Raw genomic sequence first — 16,814 nt, 5'->3', positions numbered from 1 at the left:
GATCTATGTCCGGCGTGGGTTTTTCAAGCAGCCTGCAATGCCGTGGTATCGACGGTGCGGGACATCGCAATGCCGTCGGCGTCGAAAATGTGGCAGACGTTCGGCGCAATTCGCAACGCGATGCGCTCGCCCGGCCGCGTCGATACATCGCCCGGCGCCTTCGCGACGATCACGCCGCCGTCGTACTCGGCATGGATATACGTGTGCTCGCCGAGCCGCTCGGCGAGCGTCGCGACACAGCGCAGCGTGGGCATATCCGTTTCTGAAACCGTGCCGATATGCTCGGGACGCACGCCCAATGTCACTTTCTCGCCGCGCTTGAGCCGCGCGCCATCGACGTTCGCGACCAGCCGTTCGCGGCTTTGCGCGAGCGTGACGGCGACGCGGCCCGGCTCGACCGATTCCACGGTGGCATCGAGAAAATTCATGCGCGGCGAGCCGATGAATCCGGCGACAAAACGCGAGCGCGGATGATGATAAAGATCGAGCGGCGCGCCGGTCTGCGCGATGCTGCCGTGCTTCGCGGTGTCGGCGCCCGCGTGCAGCAGCACGATCTTGTCGGCGAGCGTCATCGCCTCCACCTGATCGTGCGTGACGTACACCACGCTCGCTTTTGCGAAACGCTGATGCAGCCGCGCGATTTCGATCCGGGTCTGGCCGCGCAACGCGGCGTCGAGATTGGAGAGCGGTTCGTCGAAGAGAAACACGCCGGGTTCGCGCACGATCGCGCGGCCGATCGCGACACGCTGCCGCTGACCGCCGGACAGCGCTTTCGGATGACGGTCGAGCAGGGCGTCGAGTTGAAGAATGGCGGCGGCGTCGCGCACCTTCCGCTCGATCACATCCTTCGGCGTCTTGGCGAGCCGCAGCCCGAACGCCATGTTCTCGAACACCGTCATGTGCGGAAAGAGCGCATAGCTCTGGAACACCATCGCGACGCCGCGCTCGGCGGCGGGCACGGTGTTCATCGGCCGTCCGCCGATCCGCAATTCGCCTGCGCTTGGGTCTTCAAGGCCCGCGATGATCCGCAGGAGCGTGGACTTGCCGCATCCGGAAGGTCCGAGGAAGACACAGAATTCATGTTCCGCGATATCGAGATCCAGTTGCCGGATCACCGGCGCGTGGTGCCCGAACGATTTCTCGATGCGGGAGAGACTGATGGCCGACATGGTTCGCCCTCGCGATTTAAGCGCTTAAATTTTGCGGCAAAAAAGAGCGGCAAACTCTTGCGTCTACGCGATTTAAGCGCTTAAATCTGGATACGGTGTTTGAATTCATGTTGGCTTGTCTCCTGGTTGTTTTAACGGAAGTTAGCAACGCGCACCGCACGATGCAACATTTGGTTGCGACTCCCTAAATTTGGGATAAACCGTCCCCTCGAAAAAAACAACGTGAAATCCTCCAATCAATGGTCACCCTGAGCGAAGTCGCGCGGCGCGCGCAGGTGACGGCTGCGACCGTATCGAATGTGCTGCGCAACCGCGACAAAGTCCGTCCGGAAACCGCCGAGCGCGTGTTGCGCGCGATCCGCGAGCTGGGTTACCGGCCGAATCTGAACGCGCGCGCGCTCGCGGAAGGGCGCTCGTCCACGCTCGCGCTGATGCTCTCGAATATCGCAAATCCGTTCTATCCCGAGTTCGTGCTCGCCGCCGAACGCGCGGCGCGGCGCGCGGGCTTTTTCCTGATGGTCTGCAATACCGACGACGACGCCGAAATCGGCCGCGCCTATCTCACGCAGATCGCTGGAACGCTTGCCGACGGCGTGCTCGTGCTGAACACGGACATCGCGATCAACGAACTGTGCGAAACGGCGGCGGTCGGCGCGCCGATTGTGCTGAGCCTCTGGGAGCATCCCGAAGCGCCGCCCGCGCTGCCGTGCGTCGCGGTGGATTTCGCGCGCGCCGGTGCGCTCGCGGCGGGGCATTTGCTGGAACTTGGGCATCGCGAGATCGGCATGCTGGTGGGCGATGGCTGCGGCGGTTTGCAGGACGCGCGCGCCACGGGCTTTCGCAACGCCATGCGCGACGCGGGCCTCGAACCGGACAACGCCGCCGTGCTGCAAATACGCGATTCGATCGACGCGGGCTACGCTGCGTGCATGCAGTTGATGGCGCGCACGCCGCACCTCACCGCGATCCTCGCGACCAACGATCTGCTCGCGATCGGCGCGATCCAGGCGCTGACGACGCTTGGCCGGCGCGTGCCGCACGACGTCTCGGTCGTGGGCATTACCGATATCCAGCTCGCGCATCAGGTAACACCTGCGCTGACCACGGTCGCGATCAACACGACGGCCATCGCCGAACTGTCGGTGGATTTGCTGATCCGGCTGATTCAGTCGCCGCAATCGGACGCGGAAAACGGTGTGCCGCCGCTCGTTCAGGTTCCAGAACCCAAGCTGGTCGTGCGGCAATCTACTCGGCGTCCTGGCGGCTGAGGGCGTCGGCGGGACGCTTCGGCAATCGGTTATCTCCCAAAAATATGTCACAATCGCATACAAATTTCAAAAAAGGACGGCGAGGGAATGTGACCTGAAAACCGGGCATTCCGCGCCGCGTGGCATCGAGCGCCGTCCTGCCGGGAGACATTCGCATACATGCTTCGCTACCCTCGATACAACTTGACCCGCTGGCTGTCCCGCTTCGCTCCGCTTCCCGTTTCCATCCGATGGCCTGAGCGGCTGCGCTCGTGTCTCGGCGCGCTGCTCGGCATTTCGTTCACCGGCGGAGTGATGCATCTCTTTGTCGGCGATGTCGGGCCGATTCCGTATCTGATCGCGCCGATGGGTGCTTCCGCCGTGCTGCTGTTCGCCGTGCCCGCGAGTCCGCTCGCGCAGCCGTGGTCGATCATCGGCGGCAATATCGTCTCCGCGATCGTCGGCGTGGCGTGCGCGCGCTGGATTCCGAACCCGCTGGATGCCGCGCCGCTCGCCGTCGCGTTTTCCGTCGGCGCGATGTTCGCGCTGCGCTGCGTGCATCCGCCATCGGGCGCGGTCGCGTTGACCGCGGTGCTCGGCGGCCCAGCCGTGCATGCACTCGGCTTCGGTTTCGTGCTCATGCCGGTCGCGGCGCAATCGTTCGCGCTGCTTGGCCTGGCGATCGTCTTTCACGCCGCGACCGGTCATCGTTATCCGCACGCCGCGCGTTCCGCCGACAAAGAAGCGGGCGAGCGGCCGGCCGCGACCAGCCCCGGCTTCACGCGCGCCGATCTCGAAACCGTGCTCGGACGTCGCAATGAACTGCTGGACGTGAATCCCGACGACCTCGAACTACTGCTGCGCGATATCCAGTTGCAGGCGTATGTACGCACGTTCAGCGGACTGAATTGCAAGGACATCATGTCGCGCCCGGCGATATCGGTGACGCGCAACACGCTCGTCGCCGATGCCGCGACGACGCTGCGGCGGCACAACATCAAGGCGCTGCCGGTGATCGACGAGCGCGGCGGCGTGGTCGGCATCGTGACGCGCGCCGATACGGCCAAGGTGCTCGCGGCAGGCGGCCTGCGCGCGCTGTCCGCGCGCCTCGAACGCTGGTTCGCGATGCCTGGCCGCGGGGCGCGAACGGTGGCGTCGGTCATGTCCACGCATGTCGAAACCGTCACCGTGTCCATGTCGATAGCCGAACTCGTGCCGATCTTCGCCGCATCCGGGCATCACCATATTCCGGTGGTCGATTCGCGGGGGCGGATCGCCGGGATGATTACGCAAGCCGATCTGATTTTGGGGCTGTATAAACAGGCGCATGCCGACGCCGAACGCGCGTCGTGAGTGCGCGCGACCGGCTTTCCTTTTCCCTCACAGGACCACGATGAAACATCGCGTGCGCGAACTCGCCAAAACCGGATTCGAACAACTCTCGGAATTCCGCTATCAGATGCGGCGATTCGAGCGGTTCTCCGAAAAGGCGGCGCAGGGCGAAGGCATCACGCCTTTGCAGTATCTGCTGCTGCTGCATATCAAGGGTTTTCCGGGGCGCGAGTGGGCATCGGTCGGCGAACTGGCGGAACGTCTGCAGGCGCAGCATCACGGCGTCGTCGCGCTCATTACGCGATGCGAGGCGCTGAAACTCGTGCGCCGGCAGCCGAGCGAGACCGACCGGCGTCAGGTCGATATTCATCTGGAACCGGCTGGCGAACAGGTTTTGCTGCGGCTCGCGGAACTGCATCGCGCGGAATTGCGTTCGCTGGAAGGTGCGTTCAGCGTGCCGCAGATCGACCTCGACTAACTGCGTAGAATAGTGGTTCGATCTCGCCAGACGGCGAGACAGCCAGATTCAACCCAGACCAGGAGATAAGATGAAAACCAGCGCTCGTAACCAGTTTGCCGGAGAAGTCGTGACAGTGACGGCAGGCGCCGTAAACGACGAAATCGTGCTGCGCGCAAACGATGGCCTCGAAATCGTCGCCATCATCACGCACGGCAGCGCGGCGTCGCTCGGCCTTGCGGCGGGCAAGCCCGCGTTTGCGCTGGTCAAGGCTTCGTCGGTGCTCGTGATGGTGGATGTCGGCGCGGGTCAGGTCTCGGCGCGCAACTGCTTCGCGGGTACGGTTTCGTCGGTGACGAAGGGCGCGGTCAATAGCGAAGTGATTATCGAAGCGCAAGGCGGCGCGAAGATCGCGGCGATCGTCACGAACGAGAGCGTCGAACGGCTCGCGCTCGCGGCTGGAAAATCCGCATCGGCTATTTTCAAGGCGTCGAGCGTGATTATCGGCGTGGACTGAGCGCATACCATGTCTTTCACCGTGCAAACGACAGACGGCTCGAAGGCCGAGCAGTACGAAACGCTGCTCGGCCAGGCGCGCTCGCTGATGGAAGGCGAGCGGGACCGGACCGCCAATGCCGCGAATTTTTCGTCGCTCGTGTATCACGCGCTGTCCGGGCTGAACTGGTCGGGCTTCTATTTCTTCGACGGCGCCGAGCTTGTCGTCGGACCGTTTCAGGGCAAGCCGGCGTGCGTGCGTATCGCGCTCGGAAAAGGCGTCTGCGGCACGGCGGCCGAAACGCGCCGGACGCAGGTCGTACACGACGTCCACGAGTTCCCTGGCCACATTGCGTGCGATTCGGCGTCGCAGTCGGAGATCGTCGTTCCGCTGATTGCCCGCGATGGCAGTCTGGTCGGCGTGTGGGACGTGGACAGCCCGAACATCGGACGTTTCGATGCGGACGACGCGCGGGGCATGGAAGCGCTCTGCGCGCTGTTCCTTGAGCTTGCGTGGGAACCGGCGAAGCCCTAGCGGACTGTGGTTTGGGTTTGCTGGCGCTCTGCTTTTGTTTGCGCGTGCTTCTTGTGAACTTGCGTTCGTGTCGGTCTATTAGCACGCCGCTATGCGCGGCGGCAGTCACTTTCTTTGCTGCTGCAAAGAAAGTAACCAAAGAAAGCAGCTTATCCGTCTAAGTGTCCACCTCGAATAACCAGCCGGATAGGCGCGCAGGCTGATTCGGTCAGCGCGCATTCATTCGAATTGGCACAGCACTCGTCAGTTCCGTCCTCGCTGCGCTCGGACGACCGGCATATAACAACGGCGGTCGGTTGGTTTGGTTTCTCGGCTATACCTTACCGGCAGGCACTTTGTGCCTGCCGGGATGAATGAGCGGCTCCACTCCGTAGTGCGGTGCGATGACCGAATCAGCTTGCGCACCACTCCGGGAAACGGTTCGTGGTGGACACTTAGACGGTCACGCTGCTTTCTTTGCTTACTTTCTTTGCAGCAGTGTACGGACCGGAGACATAGTTGACACATGTACGAGGACATCGTTGACACCTGATGTTCAGGGTTTTGCTGCTTTCAGGTCAAGTTTTGCAATGCGTTGATGGGCAAACCAGAACTCAATTACGCCGTCTTCGTCGTGCTTTGGACGTGCGGCCACGTACAGCCCTTTGAGCGCAGTCGACAGACGCAGCGCCTCGCCTCTGAAACGCACCAGGCCATTTGAATTGACCCGCAGCACTTCATCGGCAGGCCCGTATTGCGGTTCTGGCAGATGCTCGGGCATCGCTCGCGGGCTGGGCTGGTAGCGGCTCACCGGCGTCGCCAGGTCCAGCGCCTCATGCGGGCGTTGCGTGTTGTACACCTGTCGCCAGCGTTCCAACTCCTGCTGCACGTGGGCGTGGGTCGTGAACACGTGCCGCGCCAGCACTTCAGCTTTCAGCGACCGATGAAATCGCTCATCCTTGCCATTCGTCTGAGGATGATACGGTCGGCTGTAGCTCACGTGAATACCCAGTCTGATCAGCCACACCGCAAGCTCGGTCAACTGGCCCGGCGCACTCGGGGAGCCCCAAGGCGCACCGTTATCGGTATTGATGCGTGACGGTAGCCCATAGCAGCGAAACGCCCGCTCGAGCTCGGTCTGCACGACTTCCGTGGTTGTCCGGCCGCAGGCGGCGAGCACGATGTTAAAGCGCGAGTGATCGTCGAGCACCGTCAGCGGCGCACAGCGGCCACCCTCCAGGGTCGGGAAATCGCCCTTGAAATCCATCTGCCACAGCGCATTCGGATGCTCGTGCTCGAAGCGCTGCCAGGGCCGCTGCGGTCTGTCCTCAGGCGCGTGGAGCAGGTCGTGACGGCGCAGGATCTCGGTGATCGTGGAGGGTGCGGGCACATTGGCGTGGCCGAGATCTTGCAGACGACGCTCGATCTTGCGTCCGCCCCAGCCGTACTCGCGGCGCAGGTCGAGCACGACGGCGACGATCTCATCGGATGAGCGCGCGGGACTGTCGTGCGGACGACGCGAGCGATCGACGAGACCTTCAAGGCCTTGCGTCGAGTGGCGGGCAAGCCACTTGTAGCCGGTCTGGCGGCTGACGTTGAAACGTCGGCACAACTCGCTGAACGGCACGCTCCGTTGGGTGGCGAGTTGAACGAATTCCTGTCGGAGACTCATGGTGTCTTTTACGTTCCAGGGCATGGGAGGATTTCGGGCGTTCGATTACCCGAAAGTGTCAACCATGTCTCCGTACACCTGTCAGCTATGTCTCCGGTCTGTACACAGCAGCAAAGAAAGTGAGTCCCGCCCCGGACAGGGGCAGAGCTAATAAACGCACACGGATACAAGTTTCCAGGAAGCGCAGGCAAACAAAAGCAACGGCGCAGGCAAACAAAAGCAACGGCGCAGGCAAACAAAAGCAACGGCGCAGGCAAACAAAAGCAACGGCGCAGGCAAACAAAAGCAACGGCGCAAGCAAACGAAAGCAACGGCGCAAGCAAACCAAACCAACGGCGCAAGCAAACCAAACCAACGGCGCAAGCCAAACCAAACCGGGCCCCTACGACCAGCGTCCCGGCCAGCGCTCGCGCCGCGTCACGTTATTGAAAACCAGCGCGACCAGCATCAAAAGCACCACACCCGCGAGCACCGGAACGAACAGAAATCCCGGCGATACACCACCCGCGAGCATGATGACGAGCGGGTCCGCGCCCGCCGGCGGATGCACGCAACGCGCCAGTTGCATCGCGCCGATCGCCGTGCCGACCGCGAGCGCCATCTGCCAGACGCCCGCGCCGAACAGCGCGAAGACCGCCATGCCGACCAGCGCGGCGAGCACGTGTCCGAGCACGAGATTGCGCGGCTGCGCAAACGGACTTTCGGGCGCAGCGAACAGCAGGACGCACGACGCGCCAAACGGTGCGATCACCAGCGGACTCTCCGTCAACTGGGCAAGTCCCGCCAGCAGTCCGATCGCGATTGCACCACCGGAAAAGCCGAATGCGGCTTCCTTCACGCGCGCCATCGATGCCGATGGCGCGGCGTTTGCCATGTCGTTTTGCATTTTTATCGTTTCTCGGCGAATAAAACGGCGTGGCCGCGTACGCTGAACACGCGGCCACATTGGCAACGGTCCTAAGCGACCTTGAAGCGCGCCGCTTCCTCTGAGCCGGTCGTCGCGTTGCCCGCGCTATACGAATGCGCGCCGACGCCCGCGAGCTTGCCGCCATCGACGATCAGATATTCGTCGCGGATCGGTTCGTTCGCGAACCAGCTCTCCAGGATTTCGCGCGTGCCGGCGGCGTAGCGCGCCTGCGCCGAGAGCGTCGTGCCGGAAATATGCGGCGTCATGCCCTGATTCGGCATCGTGCGCCACGGATGATCCTTCGGCGCGGGTTGCGGGAACCACACATCGCCCGCGTAACCCGCGAGTTGTCCCGATTCCAGCGCGCGGACGACGGCATCGCGATCCACGATCTTGCCGCGCGCCGTGTTGATGATGTACGCGCCGCGCTTCATCTTGGCGATCATCTTTTCGTCGAAGAGACGCTCGGTTTCCGGATGCAGCGGACAGTTGATCGTCACCACGTCGCACACGCGCGCCATCGATTCAGCGTCCGGATGCCAAGTCGCGTTGAGTTCACGTTCGACATGTTCCGGCAGGCGATGCCGGTCGGTGTAATGCAGCTTGACGTCGAATGGTTTCAGGCGCCGCAGCACGGCCGCGCCGATCCGCCCGGCCGCAACCGTGCCCACGTTCATGCCTTCGAGGTCGTAGGCGCGCTCGACGCAATCCGCGATATTCCAGCCGCCCTTCTTGACCCACTCGTGCGACGGCAGGTAATTGCGCACGAGGCCGAGAATCATCATGACGACGTGTTCGGCCACGCTGATGCTGTTGCAGAACGTGACCTCGGCCACCGTGATGCCGCGCTCCATTGCCGCTTGCAGATCGACGTGATCCGAGCCGATGCCGGCCGTCAGCGCGAGCTTGAGTTTCGGCGCGCGGGCGATGCGTTCCGCCGTCAGGTACGCGGGCCAGAACGGCTGCGAGATGACCACTTCGGCGTCCGCCAGTTCGCGCTCGAACGTGGAGTTGGGGCCGTCCTTATCGGATGTGACGACCAGCGTGTGGCCTTGCGATTCGAGAAACTTGCGCAGGCCGAGTTCGCCCGATACGCTTCCCAGCAATTCGCCCGGCTGGAAGTCGATTGCTTTCGGGGTCGGTGTGGTTTGTCCGTCGTGATACTGGGTGATGGCGGGGACGTCGTCACGCGCATATTTCTTCGGCATGCCGGTGACGGGGTCGTCGTACAAAACGCAAAGAACCTTGGCCATAGCTGTCTCGCTCCACTTTCGTTCGATTAGGTTGACGTCGATGTGTCTCGACGGGAACCAGTGTCTCGAAGCTCGCGCGGCGGGTCCAATCGTTTGGAGGAATCGGGTGATAACCGTGTCTTATCAGCGCGTGGCTGCGCTGGGAAGCAGCGCGTCGAACTCGCTTTGGAGATCGAGCTTTTCGGCGCAGCGCCACATCGCCGAGACGAGCGGCGAGAGCGTGTTGCGGTCACGCGCGATCAGGCCGATGCTGCGCGTCAGTTCCGGCGAAAGCCGCGACGCGCGAACATCGCCGCCGTTGGGAAAAACGCTCAGCAAGCTGTGCGGCATGACACTGAACAGACCCGCGTGACGAACGTGAGCGTGGAGCGCAAGCAGCGAATCGGTTTCGAGCACGACGGTCGGCTGAACGTTCTCACGGCGAAACGCCGCGTTGATGACCTGCCGGTTTTGCATCGCGGGCGGCAGAAGACCGAACGGCAAATCGCCGAGCGTGCTCCAGCGCTGCGTGGTTTCGCCGGGCGGCGCGTCGGGTTTCGTTGGTGCGAGCAGGATATAGCGCTCGGCGTAGAGCGGCATGACGCTGAAACCTGCCTGAACGTGGCCGTCGAGATACGTCAGGCCGACATCGAGTTCGAGCTCGTCCAACTGGCGATGAATCGCGTCCGAACTCAGCGAGCGCACTTCGTAGCGGATCTGCGGATGCTCGCTCATGCAAGCCGCGAAAATGCGCGAGGTGACCGGCATGACGGTCGGGATCGCGCCGACGCGCAACGTACCGATCAACCGCACCTGCGCAGCGGATGCGTCGTGCCGCATGTTCTGTAGCGATGCGAGCGTCTGCCGCGCCCAGCCGAGCACGCGCTCGCCTTCTTCGGTAAAGCCGACGAAGCGTCGGCCCCGATCGACGATAGTCAGCCCGAGTTCCGCTTCGAGCGTGCGGATCGCCGATGAAAGCGCGGGCTGCGACACATGACACGCCTCGGCGGCGCGGGCGAAGTGTTTTTCCCGGGCGAGCGTGACGAGATATTCGAGCTGACGGATGAACATGAATCGCCCCGTTTTTCGCGTTGCGCGACACAACGTTCTCGCGCGCTATATCTTTGCGAATATAGCGAGAGACCTGCGGTGCGTCTATCGGGGGAATCTTTGGGGTGTGAACGGCTACCGTGCGGAACGTGCGGTAAAGACGAGAGCGGCAAACGGCAGACGCAAAGAAAAAGCCGCATGAAATCATGCGGCTTATCTTGGTCGAACGACTGCTTTTGTGCGTTGGTAGGCTCGATTGGACTCGAACCAACGACCCCCACCATGTCAAGGTGGTGCTCTAACCAGCTGAGCTACGAGCCTACTGAGGCGCGAATTATAGAGATTCCGCGCCGGCAAGACAAGCCCAAATATCGAGAGCGCGAAAACGCCTGAATCATCCGGCGATGCGGAACACCTTGACCGCATCGCGCAAACGTTCCGCCTGTTCGTCGAGCGAGGCCGCCGCCGCTGCCGCTTCTTCCACGAGCGCCGCGTTCTGCTGCGTCACCTCGTCCATTTGCGAGACCGCCTGATTGACCTGCTCGATGCCGGTGCTCTGCTCGATCGACGCCGCCGCGATTTCGCCCATGATGTCGCTCACGCGCTTGATCGACTGCACGATTTCGCGCATGCGTTCGCCCGCAACCGCCACCTGGCCGGTGCCGTCGTCCACCTTCGTCACCGACGATCCGATCAACTCCTTGATGTCCTTCGCCGCCGTGGCGCTCCGTTGCGCGAGCGTCCGCACTTCGCCCGCGACCACCGCGAAGCCACGGCCTTCGTCGCCCGCGCGCGCCGCTTCGACCGCCGCGTTCAGCGCCAGAATATTGGTCTGGAACGCAATTCCTTCGATCACGCTGATGATCTGCCCGATGCGCCGCGATTCATCGGCGATGTGCTGCATCGTGCCGACCACTTCATCGACGGCCGCGCCGCCGCGCTCGGTTGCTTGCGAGGCCAGTTGCGCGAGTTCGCTCGCCTGGCGCGCGTTGTCGGCGTTCTGCTTGACCGTTGCGGTGAGCTGCTCCATGCTCGCCGCCGTTTCCTGAAGCGACGCGGCCTGCTCTTCCGTGCGTTGCGACAGGTCGGTATTGCCCTGCGCGATCTGTCCGGAACCGGATGCGATGGACTCGCTCGATTGCTGAATATCTTCCACCACGCCGCGCAATTTCGTCCTCATCTGGCTCAGTGCGAACAGGAGGCTCGACTGGTCTTTCGGACCGATCTTCACCTCGGCCATCAAATTGCCATCGGCGATCTGAGCCGCGAACGCGGCGGCATCCGCCGGTTCGCCGCCCAGCGCGCGACGTACGCTGCGCGTCATGGTCCACGCGAGCGCGCCCACCGCGACGAAAATCGCCAGCGAGATCGCGAGCAGGGTCGTGGCGAGGCGCCAGAACGTGGCGTTGATGTCGTCGTAGAAGAAGCCCGTGCCGATCCACCAGCCCCAGTCGGGAATCGCGACCACGCCTTGCAGTTTCGCTTCAAGCGGCGCGTTTTGCCCGCGCTTGATGAGCACGTCCACCAGCGCGAAGTGGCCGTTGGCGAGCCCTTGCTGATACGCCTGCGTGTCGGTCAGGCCACTGGTCGTGCGGTTTCCGCTCGTCTTCGTACCGACAAGGCTCGCATTCGGATGCACGAGGTTGATGCTGTCGCTCGTGGTCGCCCAGTAGTAGCTTTTCGAATCGGCGTTGAGTTGCGAAAGGGCCATTTTCGCGGCCTTTTGTGCATCGTCGCGCGACATCGCGCCGCTGGTTTCAAGCCCGTGATAGTACTGAACGAGATGTTCCGCTTTTGTCAGAAGATTGACGATCTGACTGCGGCGGCTTTCGACAAGCGAAGTATCCAGCGAGTAAAGCGCGGTCGCGACGACACAGGCGACCCCGAGCAGGGCGGTCGCGACGAGCACGACCAGTTTGGTGGATATCTTCATCAGGAGTGCGGTCTAGTAGAACTGAAGTCTACTTAACGGCACCCTGCACGGCGAACTTGAGGCTAGGAAAGCCGCGGTAATGCGTGATCCGCGTCGCTGTCGCGCTATTTCACGAGTTTCAGCATGGCTTCGAGCGCCTTCAAATTGTAGGGCTTGAGCAGCGTCAGCGCCCCGGCGACCGAGGAGACGTGGTTCTCGCCCGACGCAAATACGACCCGCAGATCCGGCCGCGCAGCGCGTGCGCGCGTCGCGAGCGTCTCGCCGGAGATGCCGGGAAGATTCACGTCGGTCAGCAGGACATCGACGGACAGGTGTTCGAGCAGATCGAGCGCAGTCTGGCCGTCGCCGGTCGCATGCACGCTGTGCCCAAGCGCCTCCAGCAGTTCAGCGGTGTTGGCGCGGATCAGGTCGTCGTCCTCGACATACAGAATGCTGAGGCGCGGCGCGGCGGCAGTTTCCTTCGGCGTCACTGCGTGCGCTGCCGACACGAGGTACGCGCGCGGCGCGGAAACGGCGGCGCGCTGCCGCTCGTTCGACAGGACATGGCGAATCTTGCGGGCCAGCGCTTCGCGGGTGTAGGGCTTGCCGAGCAGTTCCACGCCGGTGTCCAGCCGGCCGCCGTGGACAATCGAGTTCTCCGTGTAACCGGACGTGAACAGCACCGCGATATTCGGCAGGCGTTCGCGCGCCTTGCGCGCGAGTTCGGGGCTACGGAGCGGGCCGGGCATCACCACATCGGTGAACAGCAGGTCGATCGGCATGCCGCTGTCGATAATGGCGAGCGCGCTCGCCGCGTCGTTCGCCTTCAGCACGCGATAGCCGAGTTCGGTCAGCATTTCGACCACGATCGTGCGCACCTGCTCGTCGTCCTCAGCGACAAGAATCGTCTCCGCGCCGCCGACGATGGACCCCGCTTCGGGCACGACGTTCACGTCTTCCACGTCGTGCGTGCGCGGCAAATAGAGTTTGACGGTCGTGCCGTGACCCGGCTCGCTGTAGATCTTCACGTGGCCGCCCGACTGCTTGACGAAGCCGTAGACCATCGAGAGGCCGAGGCCGGTTCCCTTGCCTTCGGGCTTGGTCGAGAAGAACGGTTCGCATGCCTGCGCGAGCACGTCGGCCGTCATGCCGCAACCGGTATCGGTGACGGCGAGCACCACGTACTGGCCCGCCGCGACTTCAGCGTGCTCGCGCGCGTAGGTGTCGTCGAGGAAGGCGTTGCCGACTTCGAGTGTCAGCCGCCCGACGCCGTCCATCGCGTCGCGCGCGTTGATCGCGAGGTTGAGGATGGCATTTTCCACTTGCCCCGGATCGACGAAGGTGTTCCACAAGCTGCCCGAGACCACCGTTTCGATCTCGATGGCTTCGCCGAGACTACGGCGCAGGAGGTCCTCCATACCGCCGATCAGCCGTCCGATCCTGACCGATTTCGGTTCGAGCGCCTGCCGCCGTCCGAATGCAAGAAGCTGGCTCGCGAGCTTCGCGCCGCGATTCACGCCCGCAAGCGCATTCGACAAACGGCGTTCCGCGCGCGCATTGCCGCCTACATCCGATGCGAGCAGTTGCAGGTTGCCGGAAATCACTTGCAGCAGGTTGTTGAAGTCGTGCGCGACACCGCCCGTGAGCTTGCCGATCGTCTCCATCTTTTGCGATTGTTGCAGCGCGAGTTCGGTGCGCCGCAGCGCTTCCGCGGCTTCGCGGTCCGCCGTGATGTCGCGCCCGACCGCGTGAATGAAGCGCTCGTCCGGCACGGCCTTCCACGACAGCGTCACGTAGCTGCCGTCATGCCGCCGATAGCGGTTGACGAACTTGAACGTCCGCACGCCCTGGCTCAGTCCGCCGGTTTCCGCGAGCGTGCTCACGCGGTCGTCGGGATGCACGAAGTCCATGAACGAGCGGCCGAGCAGCCGCGTTTCGTCCCAGCCGAGCAGTTGCGTCCACGCTGGATTCACGGCGACGATATTCGTGTCGAAATCGGCGACGAGCATGATGTCGGTGGACAGACGCCACATCCGCTCGCGATCCGCGACGCTTTCCGAAACCTGCTGTTCAAGCGCGTTGTTCAGACGTTCCAGCGCACGCGCGGTGGATTTCTGATCGTCGATGTCCGTGCTCGTGCCGATCCAGCTCAGGATTTCCCCGGCGCCATCGTGGATAGGCAGCGCGCGGGCAAGGTGCCAGCGATACGCGCCGTCCGCGCGCCGGATCCGGAACTGACAGTCGTAAGTGGAGCCGGCCGCGACGGCATCGCGCCATTGCTCGGCCGCGGCCGCGAGGTCGTCCGGATGAATGATCGCGGCCCAGCCGTCGCCGTCGAGCGTGCCGTACGCTGCGCCGCTGTAGCTGTAGACCTGATCGTTGAACCAGTCGAGGTGGCCGTTGCGCTCGGCGGCCCAGACCTGATTCGGCATCGCCTGCGCGAAGCTGCGGAACTTCGCCTCGCTCGTGTGCACGGCGCGCTCCGCCAGCAGCCGGTCCGTAACATCCGTGCCCTGCACGAAAATACTGATGACCTGTCCCGCTTCGTTGCGCACCGGCTGATAGACGAAATCGACGAAGCGCTGCTCGGCGGGCGCGTTGGGCAAGCGGTTCAGGACGATCGACTGCGCCGCGCCCGAGAACGGTTTGCCGCTCGTGTAGACCTGATCGAGGATGTCGAAAAAGCCCTGATCGCCGAGTTCCGGCAGCACTTCGCGCACCGGCCGGCCCATCAGCGCACGATCGCCGACGAGTTCCGTGAACGCCTCGTTCATCAGTTCGAACACGTGCTCCGGCCCCGACATCATCGCCATGAAGCCGGGCGCCTGCGCGAACATGCGGTGCAGCCGCTCGCGCTCGCCGCTCAGCCAGCGCTCCGCGCGCACCTTGGCGGTCGTCTCCACGACAATCGCCATGACGCCGATGGGCAGGCCGTCGTGATCAAGGATCGGCGAGTAGTCGAGGTTCATCCAGACCTGTTCGCCCACGCCGCTGCGGAAGAGTTCGAGCTGCTGGTCCTCGTAGCGCAAGGTGCCGCCCGCGAGGCCGACCTTCATGACGTTATCGTTGAAGTCCGCGACTTCGGGCCAGCCCTCGCGCACTTTCGATCCCAGCAATTGCGGATGACGTCCGCCCGCGAACACCGAGTAGGCGTCGTTGTAGATCATCACGCCGTCTTCGTGCCAGAGCGTCACGATGGGAACCGGCGACTGCAGGATCAGCGAGACGGTGTTCTTGAGCGTCGGCGACCACGCGCCGATCGGCCCGACCTGCGTCTTCGACCAGTCTCTCGATTCGATGATTTTCGCAATTTCGCCGCCTCCGGCGAGAAACTCGAGACTGGGGCGGGTGTTCACGGATTGGTCGTTCATGGCGAGCGTGCGTTGGGTGCCGGTCGAAGCGGTGGAGAGTCGCGGGTGCGGCCAAGATTTTACCCATTCAGTTTATGGGTCCGAAAGAGGAAAACGCGGTTTCCAGGCTGTATCGAACGCGCCTGCAGCAGTCGCGCCTACCGGGCGGTCCCGCACGGCGTTTTCTACCGGAGCAGGCGCACGAATGATCCGTGGAAACGGGCGGGATTACCGGGTTATAACGTCGCCGCGCGGGCGGTAGAAGCCGACTGCAAGCATTCGGCCGGCAGGTTTTTCGCTACGCTTGCTTGAACCACGCGTCGAGCGCGTCCACGACGCGCCAGAGCGAACACGGCCGCCGGCAATGCGCGTTGAACCCTGCCTGCCGCATGGCGGGCACGGAATCGGACGGCCAGATATTGCTCATTGCAAGGAGCATGAGTTCGCGGGACGTTTCGTCGGCGCGCAGTTGCCGCGCGAAGCTGTAGTGGGACACGGCGTCGAGCCGCGTATCCAGCAAAATCGCGTGCGGCTTCCAGCGGCTGACGAAGATGCGCGCCTTGGTGATCGCCTCGGTGTGAACGGCCTCGTAACCCTCGCGCGCAAGAAGCAGCGCGAGCGATTCACCGATCGACTTGTCCTGGTGAACCACGACGACGCGCGGCTTCGGGGTGGGTCGCGGATTCTCCTGAAAATCCCAACAAGCGAACTCGTGCTCGGTATTGATGAGTGGGCGTTTAGTCACTTTAGCCACGCACTGTTAGCGCTTCCGGTGAAACCGGGTACAAAGGAATTACCCGGCCGACGCGATCGTTCAATACGCTCTTGTCGCCGGTGTATACGAAACGAAAGGCGGATTGGATTCGTGCGATTCGCGCGATTCGCGCGATTCGTATGTTCCGGATTGCCCGGAATCGATGGCGCTAATCCGAAGAACGGAATATCGATTCAACGCGCGGCGGCAAATGGGAACGGACATTTTTGCTCGCTGTTACAACGCAACTAAACATCGCGTGATGTCGAGCGTGCCTTTACTGGAAAGGCTTCGAGCGGCGACGCAGCAAAGAAGATTGCGCCGGAGCGGCATTTAGTATGTATTATGCAATCACTGTGCAACGGTAACATTTTCTACTATTTATTCTCCGATTATTTATTTCGCATTAAAGTCGCGGCTAATCGATATAAACCAGAGAGAAATGCAATGGTCATTTACCACAGCGGTGCCGCGATTCAGCCATCGGTGACGCGCGAAGGTCGCGCATTTACCGCACGGGCGTGCATTTTGGAAGAGGACGGCGAATCCACTTCTCTAGGCATTCTCGGACGTTTCGCGAATAAACAAGCCGCATTCGATTTTGCCGTTCGCAGCGCGACCGCATTCGTGAATGGCGACCCGCTTCCGCGCCCGCCGTTCGAACTTGCCTGAATTCTCGATACACCCCGGACGCCAACCGGCGAACGTTTCCCGCGACGCAAA

Annotated in this window: 14 protein-coding genes and 1 tRNA gene; 6 read left to right on the top strand and 9 right to left on the bottom strand. The window is 62.8% G+C overall.

The genetic code is table 11. The features are described from left to right. Window positions 1–23 precede the first annotated feature (23 nt). Entirely contained in the window at window positions 24–1,169 is a 1,146-nt protein-coding gene (locus AC3D25_RS22285; protein WP_488890649.1) for an ABC transporter ATP-binding protein, read from the bottom strand. 239 nt (window positions 1,170–1,408) lie between these two features. On the opposite strand from AC3D25_RS22285, the gene AC3D25_RS22280 reads away from it, so the two are divergent. From AC3D25_RS22280 to AC3D25_RS22260, 5 genes are all read left to right on the top strand, one after another. Beyond that, window positions 1,409–2,437, top strand: coding sequence for a LacI family DNA-binding transcriptional regulator (locus AC3D25_RS22280; RefSeq protein WP_488890648.1), 1,029 nt, complete (start codon window positions 1,409–1,411; stop codon window positions 2,435–2,437). Between the two features lie 159 nt (window positions 2,438–2,596). Beyond that, on the top strand, window positions 2,597–3,769 hold the full coding sequence (locus tag AC3D25_RS22275) for an HPP family protein (RefSeq protein ID WP_488890647.1): 1,173 nt from the start codon (window positions 2,597–2,599) through the stop codon (window positions 3,767–3,769). A 40-nt stretch (window positions 3,770–3,809) separates the two neighbouring features. Next, window positions 3,810–4,226: a MarR family winged helix-turn-helix transcriptional regulator gene (locus AC3D25_RS22270; RefSeq protein ID WP_488890646.1), complete on the top strand. Its 417-nt coding sequence runs from the start codon at window positions 3,810–3,812 to the stop codon at window positions 4,224–4,226. 70 nt (window positions 4,227–4,296) lie between these two features. After that, window positions 4,297–4,722, top strand: a complete 426-nt coding sequence (locus AC3D25_RS22265) for a TOBE domain-containing protein (protein WP_488890645.1) — start codon at window positions 4,297–4,299, stop codon at window positions 4,720–4,722. Window positions 4,723–4,731: 9 nt separating this feature from the next. Continuing rightward, window positions 4,732–5,235: a GAF domain-containing protein gene (locus AC3D25_RS22260; RefSeq protein ID WP_488890644.1), complete on the top strand. Its 504-nt coding sequence runs from the start codon at window positions 4,732–4,734 to the stop codon at window positions 5,233–5,235. Between the two features lie 535 nt (window positions 5,236–5,770). On the opposite strand, the gene AC3D25_RS22255 is transcribed toward AC3D25_RS22260, so the two are convergent. The 8 genes from AC3D25_RS22255 to AC3D25_RS22220 all read right to left on the bottom strand — a co-directional run bounded on the left by AC3D25_RS22255 (window position 5,771) and on the right by AC3D25_RS22220 (window position 16,082). After that, window positions 5,771–6,910: an IS481 family transposase gene (locus tag AC3D25_RS22255; RefSeq protein WP_488888469.1), complete on the bottom strand. Its 1,140-nt coding sequence runs from the start codon at window positions 6,908–6,910 to the stop codon at window positions 5,771–5,773. A 358-nt stretch (window positions 6,911–7,268) separates the two neighbouring features. After that, on the bottom strand, window positions 7,269–7,772 hold the full coding sequence (locus AC3D25_RS22250; RefSeq protein WP_488890643.1) for an HPP family protein: 504 nt from the start codon (window positions 7,770–7,772) through the stop codon (window positions 7,269–7,271). Between the two features lie 71 nt (window positions 7,773–7,843). Further along, entirely contained in the window at window positions 7,844–9,046 is a 1,203-nt protein-coding gene (locus AC3D25_RS22245; RefSeq protein ID WP_488890642.1) for an NAD-dependent formate dehydrogenase, read from the bottom strand. Between the two features lie 123 nt (window positions 9,047–9,169). Further along, a complete protein-coding gene (locus AC3D25_RS22240) occupies window positions 9,170–10,096 on the bottom strand; it encodes a LysR family transcriptional regulator (RefSeq protein ID WP_488890641.1) in 927 nt (308 codons plus the stop codon). Window positions 10,097–10,319: 223 nt separating this feature from the next. Next, a tRNA-Val gene (locus AC3D25_RS22235) sits at window positions 10,320–10,396 on the bottom strand. A gap of 73 nt (window positions 10,397–10,469) precedes the next feature. Beyond that, window positions 10,470–12,008: a methyl-accepting chemotaxis protein gene (locus AC3D25_RS22230; RefSeq protein WP_488890640.1), complete on the bottom strand. Its 1,539-nt coding sequence runs from the start codon at window positions 12,006–12,008 to the stop codon at window positions 10,470–10,472. Window positions 12,009–12,112: 104 nt separating this feature from the next. Continuing rightward, window positions 12,113–15,358, bottom strand: coding sequence for a hybrid sensor histidine kinase/response regulator (locus tag AC3D25_RS22225; protein ID WP_488890639.1), 3,246 nt, complete (start codon window positions 15,356–15,358; stop codon window positions 12,113–12,115). Between the two features lie 277 nt (window positions 15,359–15,635). Next, window positions 15,636–16,082 carry a response regulator gene (locus AC3D25_RS22220; protein ID WP_488890638.1) on the bottom strand — a complete coding sequence of 149 codons (447 nt, stop codon included), beginning with the start codon at window positions 16,080–16,082 and terminating at the stop codon, window positions 15,636–15,638. Between the two features lie 354 nt (window positions 16,083–16,436). On the opposite strand from AC3D25_RS22220, the gene AC3D25_RS22215 reads away from it, so the two are divergent. Continuing rightward, window positions 16,437–16,763 carry a hypothetical protein gene (locus AC3D25_RS22215; RefSeq protein ID WP_488890637.1) on the top strand — a complete coding sequence of 109 codons (327 nt, stop codon included), beginning with the start codon at window positions 16,437–16,439 and terminating at the stop codon, window positions 16,761–16,763. Window positions 16,764–16,814 lie beyond the last annotated feature (51 nt).

The organism is Caballeronia sp. SL1002 (genome assembly GCF_057814995.1).
Note: the sequence above shows the minus strand (reverse complement) of the source record. Positions and strands in the feature narration are given on the sequence as shown.